Origin of the sequence: Hwanghaeella sp., from assembly GCF_965227365.1 — a bacterium.
GTDB lineage: Bacteria > Pseudomonadota > Alphaproteobacteria > UBA8366 > Aestuariispiraceae > Hwanghaeella.
This window is the reverse complement of sequence record NZ_OZ245754.1, coordinates 940,960-963,425: the sequence shown is the minus strand read 5'-3', so window position 1 is coordinate 963,425 and position 22,466 is coordinate 940,960. Positions and strand designations below refer to the sequence as shown.

Genomic DNA, 22,466 nt, shown 5'->3' with positions numbered 1-22,466 from the left:
AGACCTTCTTGCTTGATTCCGCACCGGGACAATCCTGCCTTTCCGGTATAGTATTACCGTGAGGTGGCAGGAGCAAAGCGATCATCCAGACGACCAGGAAACCAAGATGCCTGCAGAAAAAATCCCCGCCGTCGACATCTCGAGGAAGGCCCGTGACGCCGCCCGGCAAAAGGTCGCTGCGGCCCGCAAGGAGCGCCTGGCCAGGCGGCAAGGCAAGTATCAGGAGACGATCCTGCGCCTGCGCCGCCTGCGGGGCCTGATCGAAAGGAACACAAAAGCGGCGGCAAAGGCGCAGAAGGATCTTGGCCCTGCGATCCGGACCGCCATCAAGAAGACCGCCGCGGCGGGAGCCGATGATGCCAAGGATAAACCGCCGATCGCGGCGGTAGACGCGGCCGAACGGCCCCTGCGTCTGGTCCTCAAGACCCGGGACGAGATCCCCCGCAAGAAACTGCACGCGCTGATCGCGGCAACACTCGGCCTGACCAGGGACAAGAAGGCCTTCACGCTTGATCCGCTCTTTCCAAAAGCGCGGAAGAAGCACAGGAAACTCGCCCTTTATTGGGTGGCCGAACTCGCCGCCGACCGGCGCTCCACCGCCGCGATCCAATCCCGCATCGCGGACGCCCTGCGCCGTACCGGCGCATTTTCCTCCGTGCGCGCGGAAGCCCTTCGGATGGGCTTGTTCAGCGGCGGCGGAACGGGTCCCGGTTATGAAATGGATGTGCCGAAAAACAGGGACTGGCATCTGACCTCACCCGACCCGAACAGCCCCTATTGGCACGACTATCACGGCGGCATCGACGTTTATGGAGCCTGGGAAGCCCTGGGTGTCGGCCCCAACGGCGAAGATGCAGGAAGCGGCTTCACGATCGGCCATCCCGATACCGGCTTTCGCGAGCACTCCGATTATCCGACGAACCGGATCGATCTGGCGAATGCCTACAACGCTTTCAGCGACCGGGTCACCCCGGACAATGCCGATCCGGTGACGCAGAATGTAGCCCGACACGGCGTGATGCCGCGCGGCTTCCCTTATTACGAGATGCACGGGACCTTCACGGCTTCCGTCATCGTAGCGCCCTGCACGACGGATTTCTCGCGCCCGGTCCGATCCATCGTCGGCGTGGCACAAGGCGCGACCATGCTGCCGCTACGCTGCGTGACCACGGTCATCCTGGCCGGGGATATCGAGATCATCGCCGCAATCGAACACGCCATCCAGGAAGATGTGGACGTGATCTCCATCTCGCTCGGCGGCGCCCCCAATCCTGTTCTGCGGGACGCGCTGGCCGCCGCGGTCGATCAGGGCATCATCGTCGTCGCCGCCGCCGGTCAGTCGGAAGGCGCGCCGATCCCGCAGGCCGTCGCCGCGCCGGCGTGTTACCCGGAAGTCATCGCGGTCGGTGGGTCGATCGGCCCTTTGCCCTGGGAAGGCTGCTTCCATGGTCCGGAAGTCGATATCTGCGCCCCGGCGGTGCATATCCGGCATGCCACATTCGAGGTCAACGGTGACGACGGCTGGAAGACAAGCCAGGGGACCTCCTTCGCCACCGCGATCACCGCGGGGCTGGCCACGCTTTGGCTGCAGGCCCATGGCGGACGGCAGGCGATCGAACAGGCCGTGCCCGACGTGCCGGTGCAACAGGTGTTCCGCCACATGCTGAAACAGACCGCCGTCGACACCACCATTTTCGCCGACGATCCGCCGCCGGGCGGCTGGAATACGCGACTGTTCGGCGCCGGTCTGGTCAATGCCAAGGCGCTGGTGATCAATTCCCTGCCGCCGCCGGAGGATGTGCCGCCCTTCGACGAAGCCCCGCCCTTCAACGTCTATGGCGCCGCCAGCGGCATCGCCATCCTGGACGTGGGGGAACCCTGGTCCCTGGCCGCCGTCAATTGGTTGTTCACCTCGATCGGTCAGGCCGGCGAATTCGCCCAGACCGGCGCGGAACTGGCGGGCGACATGTGGAGCGAATTCGCGGCGGACCCGCTTGCCAGCGTCACCGAATTCGTCGCCTCGCTGGGCACCCTGGCCGAGTTGTTCGACGCGGCACTCGCCGCTGAGATGGCACAGGAAGCCTGGGAAGACACCATGGCCGCGGCCGGTTCCGTCGCCGGCGAATTGGGTGAGATGCTCGGCGACGCCGCCGAAGCCGCGGGCGAAGCCTGGGAAGAAGCGGAAGACGCGGTGGATGAAGCACTCGACAATGCCGGTGACGCCGTGGACGAATTCATCGACGACACGGGTTCCTTCATCGAGGATACGGCGGAAACAGCGAGCGAAACCGCCGGCGAGGTCGCCGGGGCGATCGCGGACACGTTCGGCGGGATATTCGGTTAGGTTGCGTGGCCGTCGGGCGGGTAATGGACCGGGTTCGCGCTATCCTGTAACACTGCATCGGTAAACACCGTCCACACCGCCGCCCCAACGAACTTGATTGGGATCACCGTGAACGCCCGAAACGCCGTCGCCTGCCTCGCTTTCGGCCAGACCATCGTCTGGGCCGGAATGTACTATCTGTTCCCCGCCCTGTTGCTGCGCTGGGAAGACGCGGAAGGCTGGTCCAAAACCACGCTGACCGCTGCCTTCGCCGGTGCCCTGGTGATGTCGGGCCTGTTCGCACCGATGGCCGGGCGGATCATCGATAAAGGCCGCGGGGCCGAACTGATGGCGGCCGCGGCCGTGCTGGGCGCGGTGATGCTGAGCCTGTTGCCGATGGCGGAGTCGATCTGGATCTTCGCCGGGATCTGGCTGGTGATCGGCATCGTATTGGCCTGTACGCTTTACGAACCCTGCTTCGCCATCATCACCCGCACGCGCGGGGCCGAGGCACGCCGCGCCATCACCATGGTGACCCTGGTTGCGGGATTCGCGGGCACCGTTTCCTTCCCGATCAACCACGCGGTGGCGGAGGCTTTCGGCTGGCAGGCGGCCGTGCTGACCTTCGCGGCGCTGATCGCCTTCGTCGGCGCCCCGCTGCTATGGCTGGGCGGCCATCACATGGAACAGGACTATCGCCGCCGGTCGGGCGAAGGTGAAACCTCCCATGCCGGCCATGCCGCGGCCGATAATATCCGCACGCTCGGCCAAGTCGTGCGACAGCCGGTCTTCCTGGCGCTCGCGGTCGCCTTCTCGCTGCTCTGGCTGAACCACAGCCTGATGCTCAACCACCTGCTGCCGATCCTCGAGGACCGGGATATTCACAAGGATGTCGCCGTTTTCGCCGCCAGCATGATCGGCCCGATGCAGGTCGCCGGGCGGCTCGCCATGATGGCGGTGGAGAAACATCTGTCGGCCTTCGCGATCACCGGCGCCGGTTTCGTCGGCGTTGTCGCGGCCTCCGCCTGCCTGTTCTTCTCGGACCTTTCACCGACGCTGCTGGTTCCCTTCGTGATCCTGCATGGCAGCTGCTATGGCATCATGAGCATCATGCGACCGGTTTCGACCCGGGAAATCCTGGGCAGCCGGAATTTCGGCGCGATCAGTGGGGCGCTCGCCCTGCCGGTTCAGATCACCGCCGCGCTGGCCCCATTCCTGGGATCGCTGCTGTGGCAGATCGGCGGCTACGACCTGGCCCTGCTTGCCGTCGTCATCGCAGGGGTCGCGGCGCCGCTCAGTTTCCGGTTATCCGTCGCCCTAAGCCGCCGCGACCGCATCCGGCAGGAGGGCAAAGCGCTGCAGGATTGAGCGCAGCGTCTCCCGGTTTTCCGGCAGCATGGAACAAAGCGGCGGCCGGAAGACCTCTTCGATCTCCCCGGTCAGCGCCAGCATTGTCTTGATCGCCATCGGATTGTTCTCGATGAAGCAGGCCTTCATCAGCGGCAGCAGCAGCGCATGCTTGCGCGAAGCGAGCACGCGGTTCCCTTCCAGCGCCGCCGTCACCAGCGTCTTGAAATCGGCCGGAATGATGTTGGAAACCGTGCAGATCACCCCCTGTCCGCCGAAGGCGATCACCGGATAGGCGACATGGTCGCTACCGGCCAGGACCGAGAACCCTTCCGGCGCCGACCCGGCGACCGTCATGAACTGATCCATGTCGTCGCTGGCTTCCTTCACGCCGACGATGTTCTCGTGCTCGGCCATCCGGAACAGTGTCTCCGGTTCGATATTCACCCCGGTCCGGCCCTTGATGTTGTAAACCAGCTGCGGCAGGTCGACCGCATCCGCGATCGCCCGATAGTGGTTCAGCAGGGCATGCTGGGGCGGTTTGCTGTAATAGGGACAGGTGACGAGCAGCCCGTCGACGCCGGTCTCCGCCGCCGCCTTCGCCTGTGTCACCGCGCGACGCGTATCGTTGCCCCCCGCCCCGGCCAGAACCGGAACCCTTCCGCCAACCATGTCGACCACGCGTTCCAGCGCTTCAAGATATTCCGACGGCGTGATGGTCGGGGCTTCCCCGGCGGTGCCGAAAATGACCAACCCGTCCGCGCCGGCCTGGATCTGTCGATCCAGCAATTTGCGCCAGGTGGCATAGTCGATGCTGCCGTCCTTGGCGAAGGGGGTGATACAGGCGGTGATCATTCCGCCGAAGGGGCCGGCCATCGGGTCTCTCCAATCATTCGGTTTGTTGTGGCGGGAGAGAAACCCGAACAACCAATCCAGCGCAAATATAGTGAATCCTTTGTCATAAATAGATTATGAATGTTATATACATAACATGATCACCATTACAGAAGCCCTGGGTCAGATCCTGCGCGGTAACGCCTTCCTGGAATTCGGCTTCCGGCACGACCTGTTCAACCTGACCAAACTGGCCCGCTTTCTGCGCCCGCAGGTGGAAGCGCGCACGGCCAAGGAGACGCAGGAAACCGCGCTCACCATGGCGCTCAGCCGGCTGCGCCGCGCCAACCCGCCGCCACCCGGCACCAGGACAGGGCATGACCTGACACTGGAAAGCGTAACCGTGCATTCCGGCCTGGCGCTGCGCACCTTCTCGCGAAGTCCGGCCCTGCAATCGCGCCTCGCCAAGATCCACGGCCAGGTGCATGAAAAGAACGGGTTCTGCGACCTGTCCCTCGGCATGCGGGAAGTGACGATCATCCTGGATGCCCGTCTGCGCGACTGGCTGGACGAGGCGGTGCCGCAGAAACCCGTCTACCGAAACGACGAAGTGGCGGCCGTCACCGCCCGTTTTCCGGAACGCCATATCGCCGTGCCCGGCATCCTTTATGCGCTGATGCAGCGGGTGACGCTGCAGAACATCAACATCATCGAAATAACGTCGACCTATACGGAGATCAGCTTCTTCGTCGAACAGGGCGATGCGCGGCTGCTGTTCGATACCTTCTTCGAGAGCTTCTCGCTGCAAAGTGAACCGGAAAAGACCCACCGCCCCCTGGCCAGGAAATGCGAATAACCCTAAACCCTGCAGGCGTTTAGGGAGACCCGGAGAAAAGAGCAAAAAAGATGAAATCACCTTTGGAAAACCGTTCGCAGGATGCCTTGGCCCTGTTGATCCTACGGATCGGCTGCGCCTGGTTCATCTTCGTCTGGGCCGTGAACAAATTTCTGGCGCCGGCCCAGTATCAGCAACTCGCCCAGCACTTCGACAAGCTGACGCTGGACGAAACGCAGGTCCTGGTGATTGCGGCGGTTCAGGTCGTCATCTGCCTCTGCGTGTTTGTCGGCTGGGCTCGGCTCTATACGTATGCCCTGCTGGCGGCGATGCACGGTTACACGGTCTATCGCCAATGGCCGAAATATCTCGACCCGTTCGAAATCAACGACAACGGCTTCCCGATCAACCGCAATGTCAGCGTCTCGCTCTGCGCGCTGCTGGCGATGATCGCCCTGTGGCTGCTGCGCCATCGCGACCATTGGTCGGTCGACGCGATGATCCGGGGCAAGAGCCGGTAAGCCGCCATGCTCGACGCCGCGATGCGCAAATTGATCGATCCGCCGCTGGCCTCGGCGGCCACTGTGCTGAAAAAAGCTGGCGTATCGGCGAACGCGGTCACCGTGACCAGTTTCATGCCCGGCCTGGGCGCCGCTATCGCGCTGGGTTTCGGAGAATACGCGCTGGCGCTGGCGCTGATCCTGGTCAACAGGCTCATGGACGGTTTGGACGGCGCGGTCGCGCGCCAGACGGTGCCGACCGATCTGGGCGGCTATCTGGACATTGTCGGTGACTTCATCTTCTACGGCGCGGTCCCCTTCGGCTTCGCCGTCGCCGCGCCGGAGGCGAACGCCCTGCCAGCCGCCTTCCTGCTGGTCAGTTTCATCGGCACCGGATCCAGCTTTCTCGCCTATGCGGTCGTTGCCGAAAAACGGAAGATTACGACGGATATCCGCGGCAAGAAGAGCTTCTACTATCTGGGCGGCCTGACCGAGGGGACGGAAACCATCGTCTTCTTCATCGCCTGCTGCCTGCTGCCGCAAAATTTCCCAATACTTGCCTGGATCTTCGGTGGGTTGTGCTGGGTGACGACCCTGACCCGCATCGCCGCCGCCGCCACAACATTTCGGGACTGATCCTATCCCCTACACGAGGTCGAAACGGAATACCCATATTTTTCAGGGGTGTACTTCCGTTCAAATTCCATACGACGCGTTAACAAAATGAACGGCCCTCGTTGACACAACGCCTGCCCCGCCGTGGTTCATTAACGGATTGATATATCATATTACGGGCTATTTCCGGGGAGGATGTCATGAAAGGTCAAATCGCAGCGGCACTGACCGCAATCGGGGTGTTTCTGGCGGTTCCCGCCCATGCAGAAACCGTCAACGCTTTCGGCCCTGCGGTCGCGAATCCCAACGATCCAACTTTGACCCCGGACGATTCCTGGTTCCTTTTTGATGTAAAAGCCAATGGCACGGCGTCGATCGTCGACCTCACCGGCGAAGGCGGCGCATTGGAAAACGACCAACCTTTGGCGAAGGGCGCGGCAAAGCTGACGACCGGCGCCTCCGATGCCGACAAGGCGGAAATCGGGATCACGCGGCTTGGCGGATACGGCACGATCGGTGACTTCCTCAGCGCCGGCAGTTCGATGAGCTACAGCTATTTCAAGGACAGCACCGGCGATCCGAACCCATCCGCGGCGGCGGCGATCAAACTGACCGTTTTTGACGCCGATATCTCCACCGGGGGCACGACCGACGGTTTCGCCACCTTCGTGTACGAACCGACCTGGAATTTGGGCACCGTAGGCACCTCTGTGGCCGTCACACCCGATCAATGGTTGACCGCCCTGATCACAGGTGACAGCGGCGTCTTCTGGCATACGGGTATCTACGGCGCCCCGGGCATCGCCGGTTTCGGCGGTGACGGCCGGACACTGGAAGACTGGGATGACTTTTTTGGCGGTGATCTGCTGAGTGCGACCATCATCGGTATCTCGATCGGCGTCGGAAGTTTCAACCAAGGCCAGACGGCCTATGTCGACGACGTGCAATTCACCAGCGGCAACATCGATCTGAATTTCGATTTCGAACCGACCGTCGTCCCGCTGCCGGGCGCGGCTCTGTTCCTGCTGACCGGCTTGGCCGGGCTTGGCGCGGCGTCCTGGCGCCGGCGCCGCACTGCATAAGGTCTAACGACCTTATTGGGGGGAGTAGACCCCAACGACGGAGAGGGCCGCTTTCGGGCGGCCCTTTCTTTTGCCCGCCGTTCCGCGCCCTGAATACAGAAACGACGGCCCGAAGGCCGCCGTCTCCGCCCTACCCCCCACGGGTACCCATGAACCGGGCTCAGAAATAACGGGAGAGACGCAGTAGAACGTGTCCGTCATCCTGTACCGCGGCAATGCTTCGATCCGCGTTTAGGAAAAAGCGCGCTTCCAGTTCCGCGAACCAGCGTTCGGTGATCCGGCGTTCCGCTTCTAGCAAAGCCAAGACCTCTCCTTCACGCTGGTCGACGATAACGCCGCCCAGAAATTCGGTCGCGTCCTCGTCATTCAGGGCAAGGCGCGCGCCCAGGAAGATATCACGGTCGAAGATGGTCGCCGGAGCATCCTCGCCGCGGCCGTCGTAATGGTATTCCGCCAACAGGCCGAGATCGGCCGCGCTGTCAGCCACACCGAACAAGGTATATTCAAATCCCCCGACCGCCGCAGCGAAGGGGTCGCCGTGACCCGAGCGATGGATCGCCTCCAATTTCCACAGCCAGGCATCCATCGTCGCCTGTACGTCGAGGCCCACTTGATCGATGATTTCATAACGCGGGCGGAGCACGATCCTGCCGTCACTGCTGACCGACTGAACCAATTCCGGTTCCCGACTGGTGCCGTGAAAATAGCTCAGCCCCAGATCGAAATCGCCGATCACATGTTTGTAGCGCAGGGCTGCATCCACATGATTGTCTTCCGCCGAAGACTCGTAGATCGGCCGGTCGGTATCGATGTGCAGCGGCCCGCGCAGGCGCGCTTCATCCCCCGGGAAGGTCCGTTCGCGGAAGCCGGGTAGGACAAAGACACCAAGCGTTCCCCAATCGCGCAAGAGGTTCAGGTTCACCATCGGCTGACCGAGCTTGTCTTCCTCATCGGAATTCTCGACCAGATCGGTCTGGTTGATGATATCGACAAGATGCCGGCTTTCCGCCACACCCCAGAAGACCTTGCCCAAGCCGGCGGTGACGTCCCAATCGTCGCGCTCGACATAGAGCGAGAGTTCCCGGATATCGCCATGGGTCCGTCCTTCATGGTCCGCCGGATCGTAACGGAAGAAGGGAATGAAGGTCAGCCGCTCGCGTTCCCAATACAGGCGGAATTCAGGCTCCGCCGCGATGGAGGGCTCGACCCGCCGGTCGTCCTGGTCCGCGAATTGCGGGTTTTCAGGAAAGAACCGAAACTCGGTGGAGGCCGAGCCCGCGATCTCCGCCTCGGCCCCGAAGATTGTCAGCGGTTCCTGCGCCCCGGCCGGACCGGCGGCAAACCCAGCCGCACCGATCACGGCCGCAACGGCCCTCGCCTTAACGCAAACGGGCAAGACGGCTTTGATTGAAATTGGCTTCATTGACGCCTTCCCGGAATTGATAGGGTTGGAAGGTAAGGGTGGTTTCCTTGCCGGTCTGATGGTTCACCATATGCATACGGTGGGGCCGCCAGTACTGGTCCAGATACTGCTGCCATTCCGTGCTCTCCAGCGTCTTCAACAGCGTGTCCTTACGGTCGTAGAAATCTACTTTGACGATCCGGTATTCGGCCGTGTCGACCCAGGCGATCTGTTTCGAATAGCCGGACCGTTCGTATTGCGGAATACGCTCGACCACAAAGCATTCCATTTCGCCGCAAGGTTCGTCGCGCAGCCAGGTGTAGGAATACTTGGCAACTTCGAAACTGGTCAGGTCCTCATAGGCGAACTCGCTGCCGACGAAGGGTCCCGACTTGTTGGCCGACGAAATACGTTTCACCCGTTTCAAGGCCGGCAGATAGAGCCACTGATCGTCCGGCTCCAGGATCTTGGTAAAGCTGAGGAAGGCGGTGCCCTTGATATCGCCCGGATGATCGAAGATCGTCAGGCTCTTGTCGCCCTCCTCCGGGTCCGACACTTCCAGGGTTTCCAGCCGCAGTTTGCGCGTGCTGGACTCGCCGGTCCGGTTGGTCAGGATCATCTCCATCTCTGTCTTGCTGTCCCCGAAGCCGAGGTCGCGCCGGTCGATTTCCTGGGCGATCTCGAGACCCTTCCGGTCTTCGGCAGGGCCCGCATGGGCATCGTTGGAGAGGATGGCGAGCCCGACCGCCGCGCCGGTGATCATCAAGGCCAGGCCGAGACCCGTCCAATATCGTGATGTGTCCATGATATCTGTCCTCATCATCTACCTGTTCATGTCTATACGAGGGGTTATTCCGCAGCCTGGGCCATGGCATTCTCCGGCGCCTCCCGCCGCTTCCGACCATCCACCAGGATCAGGATGGCCGGCAGCAGAAGGAAGTCGGCGAAAAGCGCCATGACCAGCGTGATCGCGGTCAATTGGCCGAGCGATGCATTGATCTCGAATGCGCTGAGCGACAGGATCGCGAAGCCAGCCACCAGGATCGCCGTGGTCACCCAGAGTGCCGTACCGACGGTGGAAAAGGCATAGCGCACCGCCCCTTCCGCATCCTGGCCGTTCATCACCCGGGCGCGCCGGTACTTCGACAGGAAGTGCACGGTTGCGTCCACGATGATGCCCAGGCTGGTCGCCGTCACGACCGAGGATGCAAGCCCGATTTCGCCCACCAGGACCGACCACAGGCCGAAGGCCATGATCGGCGGCACCAGGTTCGGTACCAGGCTGATCAACCCCAGCCGCACGCTGCGCAATGCCACCACCAGGGAGGCCGAAATGAGCAGGAAGGCCAAGCCCGTGCCGAGCAACATGCCTTCGATATTGCGCTGGGCGATATAGGCGAACATCACGAAAGGACCGCTGGCGTTCAGCTTTTCCCCGCCCGCCAGGCGCTGTTCCAGCCAAACCTTCGCTTCATCGTCCAACGCCCGCAATTCATCGGTGGTGATGTTTTCCAGCGTCGCGACGATCCTGACAGAGGATTTGTCCACGTTGATCTGGTTGTTGAGATCGAGGCCGTAGGGCAGCGACATTTCGAACAACAGCAGATATTGCGCGGCAAGGTTCTTTTCCTCGGGCAAAGCGTAATAGCCCTGATCGTCGCCGTGCATGTTCTTGTTCAGACGCTTGAAGATATCCGACAGCGACTGGACATGGACCACCGTATCACGCGCGCGCAGCCAATCGGTAAAATCGGAAATTGTCTGCAGATATTTCGGATCGCTGACGCCGCCGGATTCTCCGGCCGGCAGGGACCATTGCGCCTGATAGATACCGCTGAGGTTCTCCATCGCGTAATCGGTGTCGCGCCGGAATTCGATCGACCGGTCGAAATAGTTCACGAACTGGTCGTTCAATTCGATCCGCGGCACCAAAGCCCCCAGGACGATGACGATACCGGTCATGGCCACCAGCAGTGCCTTGCGATTGCCGACGACGAAACCGGCGAGCCTGTCCATCGCCGTCGCTGAGTCCTCCCCGCGCGGTTTTACCCGCATTGGCAGAACCGCCATGGCCGCCGGCAGGAACAGGATCGAATAGGCCCAGGCGGCCGTAACGCCGATCGCCGTTATGTTTCCAAGATCGCGGAACGGGGGCGCATCGCTGAAGTTCAGGCTGAGGAAGCCTATAACGGTGGTCAGACTGGTCAGGAAGACCGGCTGAAAATTGATCCGCAGGCTCTCCACAATCGCTTCGCGCTTGCCCAGGCCCTTGCGCATGCCGCCGACCATGGAAACCAGGATATGGATCGAATCCGCGATCGCCAGCGTCAGAATGATGGTTGGCGCGATGGCCGATGGCGGCGTCAATTGAACCCCCAGCCAGCCGCTGATGCCCATGGCCGACAACGCGGAAAAGGCGATCACCAGCAGTGTCGCGATGGTGCCGCTGAAGGACCGCAAAAGAACGACCATCACCAAGAGCAGGATCCCGTACATCAACGGGATCAGGTTCGCCATATCGGCGAAACTCGCTTCCGTGAACGCATGGTTCAGGGCGACGGACCCGGTCAAAGCGACCGTTACGTCCGGATAGGTCTCCCGGAATTCCGTCACGAGGGCCCTGGCATGCTCCATCGCCGCGGGAACTTCCAACTGGGTTTCCAAGGGCAATGTGACAGTCACGTTGATCGAGGCGGTATCCGCGTCCGGTGACACCAGTCTGTCCACGATCAGCGGTTCCGACAGGGCCGTCTCGCGGATTCGTGCAATATCCTCCGCGTCCAGCGGCGTATCGACGGGCACCAGGTCTTCGACGATCAGGTCGTCCTCACCCGCCGCATAGCTGTTCTGGAAATTGGTCAGGCTGTCGACCCGGGTCGTGTACGGGATCTGCCAGGCCTTGTCGGTCAGGTCCCGCATCGCCGTCAGCAGTTCCGGCGTGAAGACCTCTCCCTCATTAGGATGCAGGACAATGGAGATATTGTCCTCGCGGATATAGGTATCCTGCAACGTCTCGAAAGCGTTGAGCTGTGGATTGTCCTTACTGAAAAAGACCCGGTAATTGGTCGAGAAATCGAGAAACTGCCCGCCGAACCCCGCGCCGAGCGCGGCAACGAAACTCAACAGCAATATCAACCAGCGAAAACGCAAAACCCAATTCGCGAAGGCGACGACCGCCGTATCCCCCGCATGCTTGGCCCTCTCGGCGCCAATCATTTCCTTCGTGCCCGACATGTGAAGCCCTTCCCTCGGCTTTGTCCCGGCCTATATTCAACCGGGCAAAAGTACACTACACGGTTTCGTTTCTTAAAACTATACCGTATAGTTTACTTTTCAAGAGTTGCCTGCGGAAAATTTTGTTACAAATGCATGGGCATCGATCCGACGGGACGGCCTGGCCCGTATCCGACGTCGGCATTATGACGGGAAGGAAATGACGAATTGTTCCCTATGACCAATATGGCTACTGATCTTGGTGAGCGATTCAGTATAGAGAATTTGTATGTCTGTCGTTGAACTTAGCAATCTGCCACCGCGGTCCCAGGAAAAGCACCTCGCGATCATCGAGGCGGCGAAGGAACTGTTCTTGGAGACGGGCTTCGGCCCGACGAGCATGGATGCCGTGGCCGAACGCGCGGGCGTATCGAAGCGCACCGTCTACAGCCACTTCGACTCGAAGGAAGCGCTGTTCGACAGTATCATGTCGCAGATGTGCAGCGTCCTGGGCGCGGCCATTCAGGCGCAGATCGACGTAATGATGGAACAGGCGGCGCAGGCCGACGGACCGGATCCGAAAATGCCTGAAATGCTTCAGGTCCTGGGGTGCCGGTTTCTGACCTTGATCACGGACCCCACGGATGTCGCGCTGTTCCGGATCATCATCGGGGAGGCCAGCCGGTTTCCGCAATTGGGCCGGGAGTTCTTCGAGAAGGGCCCGAAGAAGCTCTCCGAGCAGTTGGCGGCGTATTTCGCCCGTCAGCATGAGTTGGGCTCGCTGAAAATCGACGAACCGCATCAGGCGGCGTGGCAGTTCCTCGCCATCGTGAAGGACCCGATCCACCTGAAACTGCTGATCGGTCTGGAGGAGACGCCGAGCGAAGCGGAGATCAAGGAGATCGCGGCCAGGGGCGTCGATCGGTTCCTGAAAATCTATTCCGCCTGATCGACCACGCAGGACAGCGGCAGGGTGACCGTGAAAACGGTCCCCTTTCCCGGCGCGCTGTCGCAATCGATATCGCCCCCCAGGATCGACCGGACGACGTTGTAGACGATCGACAGGCCCAGTCCCGTCCCGCCATTGTTGCGGCGTGTCGTGAAGAAGGGCACGAAAACCTGCCCCAGTGTTTCCTGATCCATGCCGACGCCGAAATCGCGAAAGCGGAGGATGACGCCGTCATCGGTCAAGGCGGTTCCGATGTGGATCACACCGCCCTCCCCGTCCGGATAGGCGTGGTTGATGCAGTTCATCAGCAGGTTGGTCATCACCTGGGCAAGCGGCCCGGGCTGCAGCCTGACCCACAATCCCGGCCGGCAATCCAGTTGAACGGTTACGCCCGCCTTTGCGAGAACCGGCGCGATACTCATTTCGACTTCCCGGATATAGCGTTCCAGGTCGACATCGCGCGTTTCCATGTTGGTCTGATCCACGGCGACCTGTTTCAGACTACGGATCAGGCTGTCCGCGCGGGACATGTTCCGCAGCATCACGTCCGATGCCTCGTCGATCACCGACATCGCCGCCGCCATCCCGTCGCGCGTCAATGTGCCGGCGTCCAGGTCGTTCTGGATGGCCTCGACCTTGTCGCGCACAAGGCTCGCGGCGGTGACGCCGACGCCGATCGGGGTATTGATCTCATGCGCCATGCCCGCGACCATCGATCCCAGAGACGCCATCCGGTCGGTTTCGATGAGAACGTCGGTCGTCGCCTTCAACTCATCCAAGGCGCGGGTCAGCTCGCAATTGGTCTGTTCCAGCTCAGCGGTGCGTTCCCCGACCAGCCGTTCCAGTTCCGCGTAATTGTCCTGCAGCAGGCGTTCCGCCGCGCGCTGTTCGGAGACGTCGATGTTGAACAGTCCGAGCCCCAAGAGCTCGCCGTCCTCCGCGATCAGCGGGAAACGCAGAATCCGCACGATACGCTCCACGCCGTCATAGAAAACCTGCGTCCGCTCGATCGAATCCGGCTTACCGGACTCCAGGACCTTGGCGTCCAAGGCAATCGACGCCTCGGCAAGTTCCGGCCCGACAATTTCCTCTATTCGTCTACCGATGACGTCATTGTCCGGGAATGTATGCCATTCTAGAAGCTTGCTGTTCACGGACAGAAAGCGACCGTCAACACCCTTCATGGCCGCCGGAAAAGGCAGGGCTTCGAAGAAATTCTGGAAGATCGCCGTCTGTCGGTCTCTCTCCCGTCGGGCTTCCTGGTATTCCTGGCGCGCCTCTTCCAGTTCGGTCACATCGATATTGGTGCTGCCGATTGCAACAACGTCGCCATCCCTGGATCGGATCGGGAAACGCTTGGCCAGCATCTTGATTTCCGTGCCGTCGGCGCGGGGCACGACCACAAAACGATCCAACGGCCGTTCGGTCGTCAGGACGTATTCGTCCTCTTCCCGGATCCGCTGCATTTCCTCGACATTGTTGCGCCACCAGGAGACTTCATCGACCCTCTTGCCGATGAAATCCTTCGCCTTCAGGGCGGCCCATTCGCCCATCGTATCGTTGACCAGGATGTAGCGGTGGCTGCGGTCCTTGACGATGAAGACCGCGGGCATTCTATCCATCAGGGTCGCCAACAGATCGAAGCCGACGGCATATTGCTGCGGCGTCAGGCCATCGGATCGTCCGCCGGCGAAATCCGCTATCCTCCAGGTTCCGAGATACAGGGCGGCCATCAGGGTGAAGACGGCGGACAGGCCGAACGAAAGGAGTAACGCGGCGACAGGTTCCAGCCCCACACCCCAGAAAACCGCGGCCAGAACCAGAAAACCCGTTGTGAAGAACACGGCAGGACGCAGCAGCTTGCCGATACCGGCGCGCCCGGACGAGTTCCGTGACCCGCCTTGGCCGGCACCGCCACCCATATCCACGGATTTTAGTTCGGGGATATATTCCATGCGCGCGTCGGAACCTTCCAGCGGACAACGATGCAATCAGCGGCTTCGCAAGCCCTGATGCATCATCATCACCGTCAAAACCACCCGTAACATGCTGCACCTAACCATGGCGCAACCGGCTCGGGCATCGGACATTCGGGAAGGACGCCGAAGCACGGGGGAACGTGCGATCGACGATCCGACATACCAATTAATGGACGACGATTTCGTTTCGCAGACCGTCGATCAGTTCCAGGACGCCATGCACGGCTTCAGGCGATGCACGGTCCTTGGACAACACTTCGTTCGCATGTTTGGCAACGGCGATGAAATGGTCGTCGTCCAGCCCTTCTTCCCGGACCAGGACGTGGAGAACCGCTTTCAATTCCTCCAGGCTGCCGGAGGACTTTCCGCCGGTCGCCGCCACGGCAAAGGACTTGAAGGCAGCGCCGATCGCGCCAGTGTCCTGTCCCTCCGCGAAGTGGCTTAGCACCGGGTCGGACATGACGAGCTTGAACAGGGCATCCGCATAGGATTCGACCTTGGACTGACCCCCGAGACGGCCGACCAGACCGCCGCCGTCCTTGGCGGCCGGTTTCGGTGCCGCGGCTTTCGGCGGCGCGGATTTGGGGGCAGCAGGCTTGGGTGCGGCAGCGGCGGGTTTCGGCGCTGTCTTGCCGGCGGCGCTATCGTTCGCCGGTGCGGATTTGCGGGCCGCGGTTACGCCGCTCTTTCCATCCTTGCCCGCCGATGCGTCGGACTTGTCGTCCGCAGCGGCCGGGGCATCTTCTTCGGAGCCGGCGCTTTTCTTGCCGTCCGATCCGGTCTTGATCGTCCGGCGCCGACGGGTCCGCCGCGGCGTCTTCATGATCGTTTCTTCGTCCAGGATCCGACTTACATCCAGCACGACCAGCAGATTGTCTTCCAACCGGAACACGCCGGAGCACAGCCGCCGCATATTCTCGTCCAGGGTCGCGGGCGGTTTGTCGAAATCGCGTTTCGGCAGGGAACGCACATCACCGATAGAATCCACCAGCAGCGTGTACAGATCGCCCTTGTGTTCGATGGTCACGCTCATCTGCCGGCGCGCCTCATCTTCCTTGGCGCCGAGCAGTTCGCGCAGATCGATGACCGTGACGATACGGCCGCGCAGGTTCAGAACGCCCGCGATCGCGCTGGGCGCGCACGGCACCGGTGTAATTTGGGAGGGCTCGACAATGTCTTGAACCTTCAAGATCGGAATGCCGAACAGCTGATCGTCGACCATCATGGTGACCAGTTGTTCTTCATCGATCATGGTCAATTCGGTGCTTTCTGCGACAACCAAATTGGACATTACAATCCCTCGCTTCGTACTTGTCTGCGGTAACCGCCGTATCGTTTTACGCTGCGGCGGACCGAAAGTGATCCGATATACCCCGTTGGTATCTTGATTATTTACGCAGACAAAGGTTAACGGAGCATTTACGAGGCGTGGAAGTCTATCTTATGCGCATTTCCGCGACAAACAGCGACCGAAAACCAAGGCGAAGAGGCACCAATTGGCAGCGCAGACCGTTCCCATAGAACTGCTCGAGACCGGCAGCAAGAAAAGTAAAGAGGTGCTGATCCTTGCCCATGGAGCGGGCGCGCCCATGGACTCACCCTTCATGGAGGCAATCGCCGATGGGATCGCCGCAGCGGGCATTCGCTGCATCAGGTTCGAGTTTCCCTATATGGCAGGTCGCCGACAGACCGGCAAAAAACGCCCGCCCGACAGACAACCGGTTCTGCTGGAACATTTCCGGCACGTCGTCGACCAGGTGCGCGAAAATACGGGGCCGGACGCGTCCCTATATATAGGGGGCAAATCTATGGGCGGCCGAATGGCGACACTGCTGGCCGCGCAAAACGGGAATGCGAACCTGTTCCGGGCCGTGATATGCCTGGGCTATCCCTTCCACCCGCCCGGCAAGCCGGAAAAGACCCGTATCGATCATTTTCCCGACATCGCCTGCCCCGTTCTGATCTGTCAGGGCGACCGCGATCCGTTCGGCACCAGGGCCGAGATTGAAAACTACGACCTCCCTCCCCATGTTCTCCTGCGCTGGCTTCCGGATGGGAATCACGACCTTGCACCGCGTGTGCGGTCAGGAATCACCAAGGAAGAAAACCTGGACGCAACGGTTGCCGTAATGCGCGACTTCATGACGACGGGACTGCACCAGTCACAATAACAACGTTTTGTTAACAATGGTTGACATAGAAGGTTCGGAGTGCCGATTCCCGGCAACGAAAATGTAACTTCACTCACCATTCGTTAACTAATCAGCGGTACAACGGTGCCAACAAGTTAACGCGAGTCACCTGACGCCAACCTTTCGGAGTCACTCGTCGGAAGCCTCGCGGTTTGGTTTCTTATTAACTGGAATTGGAAGAAGACTATGCACGGTATTGTTCAAGAATTTGCGCCTGTCGAAGACACTGTTTCCGCGGACACCTCCGCTGACCCGTCAGAAATCAAAAAGCGTTCCGTCGTGATCGCCGGTCACCGGACCAGTGTTTCCCTGGAGAACATCTTCTGGGAAAAGCTGCGCGACTTGGCAGCCAATCGCAGTCTTTCGGTCAATCAACTGGTTTCCGAAATCGACGGCAAGCGTACGGGTAATCTGTCCAGCGCCATTCGCACCTACGTCTTGACCGCCTCGCTGGTCGCTTGATTCGCTTGCCGGGCTGGGCTTCGGCCGGTCCGGCGATTTTCGGCGCCGGTTCACCGACGCCCTGTTTCAGTGCAAGATTTTATACATCTATTCAACGGAAGGGCCGGCGCCTTCCAGCCTCAAATTAGGGGTTCTGGCCGGCCCTTCCGCGATTAGCCGCGCGAATTGCGGCGCGTCCCGCCCCTTTCGCAGGACAAGTTCCGCCGATAGTTGAAGGTCGCCCAACCCCAGTCGACCGGTTAATCCGAGCACACCGCCTTTGTTTCCTCTAAGGGCGATATCCCGCGACTGAAGAACACCGTTTTCCAGCGCCAGGGTGCCTTGCAGAGACGCCGGCGATGAAAACTGGTCACGCAAGGCCGCGCGGACATCGCTGACCTGCCGCACCTTGACGATGTTGGAACGGGACGGCCCGATATCCAACGAAACCGAGCCGTCGAGATCGAACCACCCGCTGTTGAGTGCCGCCATCGCTCGCCAATCGCTTCCCGTCGCCTCCGCCTGCCCGCGGACAGAAACCTTGCCGCCCAACGCGATCGGTCCGTCAAGATCCGCCAATTGCCGATCGACGACCATATCGTCCAGTGCCCCGGTCACCAGCAACTGCAGCAGGCCATCCTCGCGCCGACGCAAACCGCCGCTCACATTAAGGGTGCCTCCGTTCAAAGTGCCAGAAAGCTTCTCCACCTGATAATCGCCGGCAGGGAAGACCATCCGCCCGGCCAATCCGGTCAGCGCGATGCCATAGGCCTCGATCTCGCCGGTGACCAGATCCACGGCCGGCTCCCCCGCCTCCCCCTGCATCAAGGCCGCCCCGAAGGAGAAACCGCCCTCCGTCCCGAGCGACTGCAACACCAGTGGCGGCCCACCCAAAGCGGGCTGATAGGATGCCTTCAGCACCGTGGGACCCATGGACCGCAGCAGGGCCGACAGGAAGTCCGGCCCCTCGAGCAGGGCAGATAGCCGTCCCAGATCTTCGGTTTTTCCTTCAAAGGCGAAGACCGTCGCGTCCCTGTCCCCATCCAGGGAGAATTGTCCGCCGACCTGCCCCGAAACACCCCCGGCATCCCGGAATGTCATTTCGTTGACGGTTAGCACCCCGTCTTTCAGGACGAGGTTTCCGGCGACATCGTTGAAGGGAACGCCATAGCCGACCGCCCGCCCAATGCGGAGATCGAGGGAGGCATCGAAGCGAGACCATAGATCGGCGATATCGCCGTTACTATCGCCTTCGATGCCCGTGCCCGCGTCACTTCCCCCGGACGTCCCGGCAGAGGCCTGCGTGCCACGCTGTTCGGATGACGGATCGGGAACGGGTGAGATGTAGACCGGGCGGTAAGCGTCCAGATTTATGTGATCGAGCGTCATCCGGATGCCGAGCCCCATGCGCCGGCGCAGCGCGACCGCCGCGGCGGCGGTCGCGGTCACCCCATCGAATTCGACTGACGCATCGATGATGTCCAAGCGGCGCGGGCGCAGGCTGATGCCGCTGACCATCGAGAACCGGCGCAACCGGTCAGCGGAAACGTCAGGCACCGGCAGCCCGGCCCAGTTGAGGAACCGGCGCAGGTCATCCGCCCGCAGGGTTGCGTTCCCTTCCAACAACGGCTCAGGTCCGGTCATATCCCCGAACCCCGCGATCGACAGGTCCGTGCCGCCGGGAAGCTGCGCACTCAACTCCTCCAGCGTGACGGTGCCTCGATCAACGGTGCCGCGCACCGTGATCCGTCGTACCACCGTATCCCGGAACCGAGCCCCGGCGACGGAAAGATCCAACGCGACATCCGCCGGTAAACCGCCGATCCACGCCATCAGGTCCTGCCCTTCGGCCTGGGTGATCGGCAGGCCGGGCGCCGCCGACGTTTCCCCCGCGGGGGTGGTCGCCGTCCCGCCTACCTCCGGCGCCGCTGCTTTTAAACCGTCCAGGTCAAGGCGGCCGACACGCAAAGCAAGATCGACCTTCGGCCGCCCCGTCCACAGGGCCGATGCCTGGCCGCTCGCACTCAAACGATCCGTATTCGCCGAGATACCGGTCAACTGAAGCGATGACGCGGCGCCGTCGACGTCGAATTGCCCATCCACCCGGAACGCACTGCCTATCGCCGCGATTTCCGGCGGCAGCGGCATGGGCATGAAGGCGGATATCGCCGCAAGATTCGGCCCCTGCGCGGCAAAATCACCATTCGCCGAGACGGCGCCGGAAACGACCCGCCATTCGCCGCCAAGCCGCAGAACGCCCTTATCGGCCTTGTCTGTCAGGGTCAGGGTGATGGGTGCGCCCTCGCCTTCCTGCGGCGGAGCTACCCGCATGTCGAGGTCGAGATCCCGCTGGCGGTAACGCCCTGTCAAAGAGACCAGAATACGCCGACCGACGGGCGTTGTTTCTACACGCCCTGTAACGCCTTCGACCCGGAACGCGGTTTCATCGGCTTCCGCAAATCGGATCGTCCCGTTTCGGATCTCCACAAGGCGCGCTTCCCGACGGTCCCCGCCGGTGAGGGAAGCGCCCCTTGCCTCTGGCACGCCGGCATCGGTCGGGGCGGTTTGCAGTTGTTGGATAAGACCGGCGGAGAGGGTGACGACCGGTTCGACCAGGGCCAGGCTGGTCAACGTGACGTCGCCGCGCAGCAGATCCGAAAACTTGAACCGGGCCTCCGCCCAGCGGACGGCAGCCAGATCGGATGACCCGTCCTGGGTGAGGACACGAATGCCCCCGGCGGTCAGTTGTGGGGTCGGGAACAGCTCGGCCCGGATATTCCCGTCGATCAAGACGGGCCTGCCAATCGCTTCTTCCGCCAGGGCGGCGATTTCAGGCCGGTAGGACTGCCAATCGATCACGCGGGGCAAAAGGACCGCCGTACCGACAATACAAGCCAGAACCAATCCTGCGCCGATACCCAGCCACTTCATACCTGCCCAACCCGTTCCTTCAATTCCGCGTATGCGCCAGCGAACCGTGTTTCATCCATGATACAAACGGTTCTCAACCGCCGGAACATGCTCTAAACCATGTCCGATTGCCATAAAAGAACCGTGAGAGGCACAGGCCCAGCCATGGGAACAGTAGTGAACCTGCGCAATCACCGAAAGCGCAAGGCACGCGAGGAGCGGGAAAAACAGGCCGACGAGAATCGCGTTCTATTCGGCCTGTCGAAGGTGGAAAAGGACCGCGCCGCCACGCAACGGTTGCGCGACGAACGCGATCTGGAAGGCAAGAAGCGGGACGATCCCGCAACCGATGCCCCCACCGAAGGTTCGACCGACACCCTTTAGGGTGCCAGGACCGACGGATGGCTCGGCCGTTCTAGATGCTGACCATCTTGCCCGGATTCATGATGTTGTCGGGATCGAAGGCCTTCTTGACCTGGCGCATATAGCTGACCGCATCACCGTGTTCCGCGACCAGGAAATGCTTCTTGCCCATGCCGATACCGTGTTCCCCGGTACAGGTGCCGCCCATGGCGATCGCCCGGTGGTTCATCCGTTCGATCAGCGCCTTGCAGCGGCCCAGTTCCTCGGCGTCCCCCTCTTCGTAAAGCAGGACCAGATGGAAATTGCCGTCCCCCACGTGACCGACGATCGGCGCGACTAGTCCCGATTCCTCAATGTCCTTCTTCGTATCCAGGATCGCTTCGGCAAGGCGGGAAATCGGCACGCAGGCATCCGTTGCAATACCCTTCTTGCCGGGCGCCAGGGCCAGGGCCGCATAATAGGCATCATGCCGTGCCTGCCACAGATGCGTCCGATCTTCGGCTTTGGCCGTCCATTGGAACGCATTGCCGCCGAAATCGTCGGAGATCGCCTTTACCTGCTCAGCCTGTTCCGCGGCACCGGCTTCTGTTCCGTGAAACTCGAAAAACAGCGTCGGCTTGGCTTCGTAGCCTTCCAGTTTTGAATAATCGATGCAGGCCTGCATCTGGACATCGTCCAGAAACTCGATCCGCGCCACCGGGATTCCCATCTGGATCGTCATGATCACGGTATTCACCGCCGATTCCATGTCCGGATACTGGCAGACGGCGCTGGTGATCGCTTCCGGAATGCCGTAGAGGCGCAGCTGGATTTCGGTGATGATGCCGAGCGTGCCCTCCGCCCCGACGAAGATACGGGTCAGGTCATAGCCGGCGGAGGACTTCCGCGCCCGGCCGCCGGTCTTGATGATGCGTCCGTCCGCCGTGACGACGGTCAGGCCCAGCACGTTTTCCCGCATCGTCCCGTAACGCACCGCATTGGTGCCCGAGGCGCGGGTCGACGCCATGCCGCCGATCGACGCATCCGCGCCCGGATCGATCGGAAAAAACAGACCGGTATCGCGAAGATATTCGTTCAATTGCTTGCGGGTCACGCCGGCCTGAACCCGGCAATCCAGATCTTCCGAATTGACCTCCAGCACCGAATTCATTTGCGACAGGTCGATGCAGACGCCGCCTTCCACCGCGGCGACATGGCCTTCAAGCGATGTCCCCGTGCCGAAGGGAATGATCGGTACGTTGTGAAGGGCGCATACCTTCACGGCGTCGGAGACTTCCTCGGTCGTGTGCGGGAAGATCACCATGTCCGGCGCACGGGTGGGGAAATAACCTTCACCGTGCCCGTGGTGATCCCGGACCGCTTCCGCCGTGGTGGCGCGATCGCCGAACAGGCGCTTGAGCTTGGCCACAACGGGTTCGAGGTTCATTTTCCGCGCTTCGTTCGCAGCATGCCGCGGGGTTCCCGCCACTTCGGTCGCCATG

18 protein-coding genes are annotated in these 22,466 nt (G+C 61.5%); 10 read left to right on the top strand and 8 right to left on the bottom strand.

Annotated elements, in window-relative coordinates:
• Window positions 1-106 precede the first annotated feature (106 nt).
• Window positions 107-2,344, top strand: a complete 2,238-nt coding sequence (locus ACQK2G_RS04310; RefSeq protein ID WP_425403790.1) for a S8 family peptidase — start codon at window positions 107-109, stop codon at window positions 2,342-2,344.
• 108 nt (window positions 2,345-2,452) lie between these two features.
• Entirely contained in the window at window positions 2,453-3,691 is a 1,239-nt protein-coding gene (locus ACQK2G_RS04305) for an MFS transporter (RefSeq protein ID WP_425403789.1), read from the top strand.
• Here the strand turns inward: ACQK2G_RS04305 and dapA are convergent.
• Window positions 3,641-4,546: a 4-hydroxy-tetrahydrodipicolinate synthase gene (gene dapA / locus ACQK2G_RS04300; RefSeq protein ID WP_425403788.1), complete on the bottom strand. Its 906-nt coding sequence runs from the start codon at window positions 4,544-4,546 to the stop codon at window positions 3,641-3,643. The two genes, ACQK2G_RS04305 and dapA, sit on opposite strands and share 51 nt — an antisense overlap.
• A 115-nt stretch (window positions 4,547-4,661) precedes the next feature.
• Here dapA and ACQK2G_RS04295 point away from each other — a divergent pair, with 115 nt between their 5' ends.
• The 4 genes from ACQK2G_RS04295 to ACQK2G_RS04280 all read left to right on the top strand — a co-directional run bounded on the left by ACQK2G_RS04295 (window position 4,662) and on the right by ACQK2G_RS04280 (window position 7,536).
• Window positions 4,662-5,360: a hypothetical protein gene (locus tag ACQK2G_RS04295; RefSeq protein ID WP_425403787.1), complete on the top strand. Its 699-nt coding sequence runs from the start codon at window positions 4,662-4,664 to the stop codon at window positions 5,358-5,360.
• 50 nt (window positions 5,361-5,410) lie between these two features.
• Window positions 5,411-5,860, top strand: a complete 450-nt coding sequence (locus tag ACQK2G_RS04290; RefSeq protein ID WP_425403786.1) for a hypothetical protein — start codon at window positions 5,411-5,413, stop codon at window positions 5,858-5,860.
• Between the two features lie 6 nt (window positions 5,861-5,866).
• Window positions 5,867-6,475 carry a CDP-alcohol phosphatidyltransferase family protein gene (locus ACQK2G_RS04285; protein ID WP_425403785.1) on the top strand — a complete coding sequence of 203 codons (609 nt, stop codon included), beginning with the start codon at window positions 5,867-5,869 and terminating at the stop codon, window positions 6,473-6,475.
• A 179-nt stretch (window positions 6,476-6,654) separates the two neighbouring features.
• Window positions 6,655-7,536: a VPLPA-CTERM sorting domain-containing protein gene (locus ACQK2G_RS04280; RefSeq protein ID WP_425403784.1), complete on the top strand. Its 882-nt coding sequence runs from the start codon at window positions 6,655-6,657 to the stop codon at window positions 7,534-7,536.
• A 160-nt stretch (window positions 7,537-7,696) separates the two neighbouring features.
• On the opposite strand, the gene ACQK2G_RS04275 is transcribed toward ACQK2G_RS04280, so the two are convergent.
• The 3 genes from ACQK2G_RS04275 to ACQK2G_RS04265 are packed head-to-tail and all read right to left on the bottom strand — an operon-like array spanning window position 7,697 to window position 12,172.
• A complete protein-coding gene (locus ACQK2G_RS04275) occupies window positions 7,697-8,959 on the bottom strand; it encodes a hypothetical protein (protein WP_425403783.1) in 1,263 nt (420 codons plus the stop codon).
• Entirely contained in the window at window positions 8,916-9,743 is an 828-nt protein-coding gene (locus tag ACQK2G_RS04270) for an outer membrane lipoprotein-sorting protein (RefSeq protein WP_425403782.1), read from the bottom strand. Before ACQK2G_RS04270 ends, ACQK2G_RS04275 begins: the two co-directional genes overlap by 44 nt.
• A 44-nt stretch (window positions 9,744-9,787) precedes the next feature.
• Window positions 9,788-12,172, bottom strand: coding sequence for an efflux RND transporter permease subunit (locus ACQK2G_RS04265; RefSeq protein WP_425403781.1), 2,385 nt, complete (start codon window positions 12,170-12,172; stop codon window positions 9,788-9,790).
• A 268-nt stretch (window positions 12,173-12,440) separates the two neighbouring features.
• Between ACQK2G_RS04265 and ACQK2G_RS04260 the strand changes: the two genes are divergently transcribed.
• Entirely contained in the window at window positions 12,441-13,100 is a 660-nt protein-coding gene (locus ACQK2G_RS04260; protein WP_425403780.1) for a TetR/AcrR family transcriptional regulator, read from the top strand.
• On the opposite strand, the gene ACQK2G_RS04255 is transcribed toward ACQK2G_RS04260, so the two are convergent.
• Together ACQK2G_RS04255 and ACQK2G_RS04250 are read right to left on the bottom strand one after the other, a co-directional pair.
• Window positions 13,088-15,055 (bottom strand): PAS domain-containing sensor histidine kinase, encoded by a 1,968-nt coding sequence (locus tag ACQK2G_RS04255; protein ID WP_425403779.1) that lies wholly within the window; start codon window positions 15,053-15,055, stop codon window positions 13,088-13,090. The genes ACQK2G_RS04260 and ACQK2G_RS04255 overlap by 13 nt on opposite strands.
• A 190-nt stretch (window positions 15,056-15,245) precedes the next feature.
• Complete coding sequence (locus tag ACQK2G_RS04250; RefSeq protein ID WP_425403778.1) at window positions 15,246-16,370, bottom strand: chemotaxis protein CheW; 1,125 nt, start codon at window positions 16,368-16,370, stop codon at window positions 15,246-15,248.
• 205 nt (window positions 16,371-16,575) lie between these two features.
• Between ACQK2G_RS04250 and ACQK2G_RS04245 the strand changes: the two genes are divergently transcribed.
• Window positions 16,576-17,250 (top strand): alpha/beta fold hydrolase, encoded by a 675-nt coding sequence (locus ACQK2G_RS04245; protein ID WP_425403777.1) that lies wholly within the window; start codon window positions 16,576-16,578, stop codon window positions 17,248-17,250.
• 207 nt (window positions 17,251-17,457) lie between these two features.
• Window positions 17,458-17,733, top strand: a complete 276-nt coding sequence (locus ACQK2G_RS04240; RefSeq protein WP_425403776.1) for a ribbon-helix-helix domain-containing protein — start codon at window positions 17,458-17,460, stop codon at window positions 17,731-17,733.
• Window positions 17,734-17,820: 87 nt separating this feature from the next.
• Here the strand turns inward: ACQK2G_RS04240 and ACQK2G_RS04235 are convergent, their stop codons facing one another.
• Complete coding sequence (locus ACQK2G_RS04235) at window positions 17,821-20,643, bottom strand: AsmA family protein (protein WP_425403775.1); 2,823 nt, start codon at window positions 20,641-20,643, stop codon at window positions 17,821-17,823.
• A gap of 144 nt (window positions 20,644-20,787) precedes the next feature.
• Between ACQK2G_RS04235 and ACQK2G_RS04230 the strand changes: the two genes are divergently transcribed.
• Entirely contained in the window at window positions 20,788-21,006 is a 219-nt protein-coding gene (locus ACQK2G_RS04230; RefSeq protein WP_425403774.1) for a DUF4169 family protein, read from the top strand.
• A gap of 31 nt (window positions 21,007-21,037) precedes the next feature.
• Here the strand turns inward: ACQK2G_RS04230 and ACQK2G_RS04225 are convergent, their stop codons facing one another.
• Entirely contained in the window at window positions 21,038-22,411 is a 1,374-nt protein-coding gene (locus ACQK2G_RS04225) for an FAD-binding oxidoreductase (protein WP_425407610.1), read from the bottom strand.
• Window positions 22,412-22,466: the final 55 nt, after the last annotated feature.

Coding starts and splice junctions, on each gene's coding strand:
- ACQK2G_RS04310 (WP_425403790.1), top strand. CDS start 107: ATGCCTGCAGAAAAAATCCCCGCCGTCGACATCTCGAGGAAGGCCCGT.
- dapA (WP_425403788.1), bottom strand. CDS start 4,546: ATGGCCGGCCCCTTCGGCGGAATGATCACCGCCTGTATCACCCCCTTC.
- ACQK2G_RS04295 (WP_425403787.1), top strand. CDS start 4,662: ATGATCACCATTACAGAAGCCCTGGGTCAGATCCTGCGCGGTAACGCC.
- ACQK2G_RS04290 (WP_425403786.1), top strand. CDS start 5,411: ATGAAATCACCTTTGGAAAACCGTTCGCAGGATGCCTTGGCCCTGTTG.
- ACQK2G_RS04285 (WP_425403785.1), top strand. CDS start 5,867: ATGCTCGACGCCGCGATGCGCAAATTGATCGATCCGCCGCTGGCCTCG.
- ACQK2G_RS04280 (WP_425403784.1), top strand. CDS start 6,655: ATGAAAGGTCAAATCGCAGCGGCACTGACCGCAATCGGGGTGTTTCTG.
- ACQK2G_RS04275 (WP_425403783.1), bottom strand. CDS start 8,959: ATGAAGCCAATTTCAATCAAAGCCGTCTTGCCCGTTTGCGTTAAGGCG.
- ACQK2G_RS04270 (WP_425403782.1), bottom strand. CDS start 9,743: ATGGACACATCACGATATTGGACGGGTCTCGGCCTGGCCTTGATGATC.
- ACQK2G_RS04265 (WP_425403781.1), bottom strand. CDS start 12,172: ATGTCGGGCACGAAGGAAATGATTGGCGCCGAGAGGGCCAAGCATGCG.
- ACQK2G_RS04260 (WP_425403780.1), top strand. CDS start 12,441: ATGTCTGTCGTTGAACTTAGCAATCTGCCACCGCGGTCCCAGGAAAAG.
- ACQK2G_RS04255 (WP_425403779.1), bottom strand. CDS start 15,055: ATGGAATATATCCCCGAACTAAAATCCGTGGATATGGGTGGCGGTGCC.
- ACQK2G_RS04250 (WP_425403778.1), bottom strand. CDS start 16,370: ATGTCCAATTTGGTTGTCGCAGAAAGCACCGAATTGACCATGATCGAT.
- ACQK2G_RS04240 (WP_425403776.1), top strand. CDS start 17,458: ATGCACGGTATTGTTCAAGAATTTGCGCCTGTCGAAGACACTGTTTCC.
- ACQK2G_RS04235 (WP_425403775.1), bottom strand. CDS start 20,643: ATGAAGTGGCTGGGTATCGGCGCAGGATTGGTTCTGGCTTGTATTGTC.
- ACQK2G_RS04230 (WP_425403774.1), top strand. CDS start 20,788: ATGGGAACAGTAGTGAACCTGCGCAATCACCGAAAGCGCAAGGCACGC.
- ACQK2G_RS04225 (WP_425407610.1), bottom strand. CDS start 22,411: ATGAACCTCGAACCCGTTGTGGCCAAGCTCAAGCGCCTGTTCGGCGAT.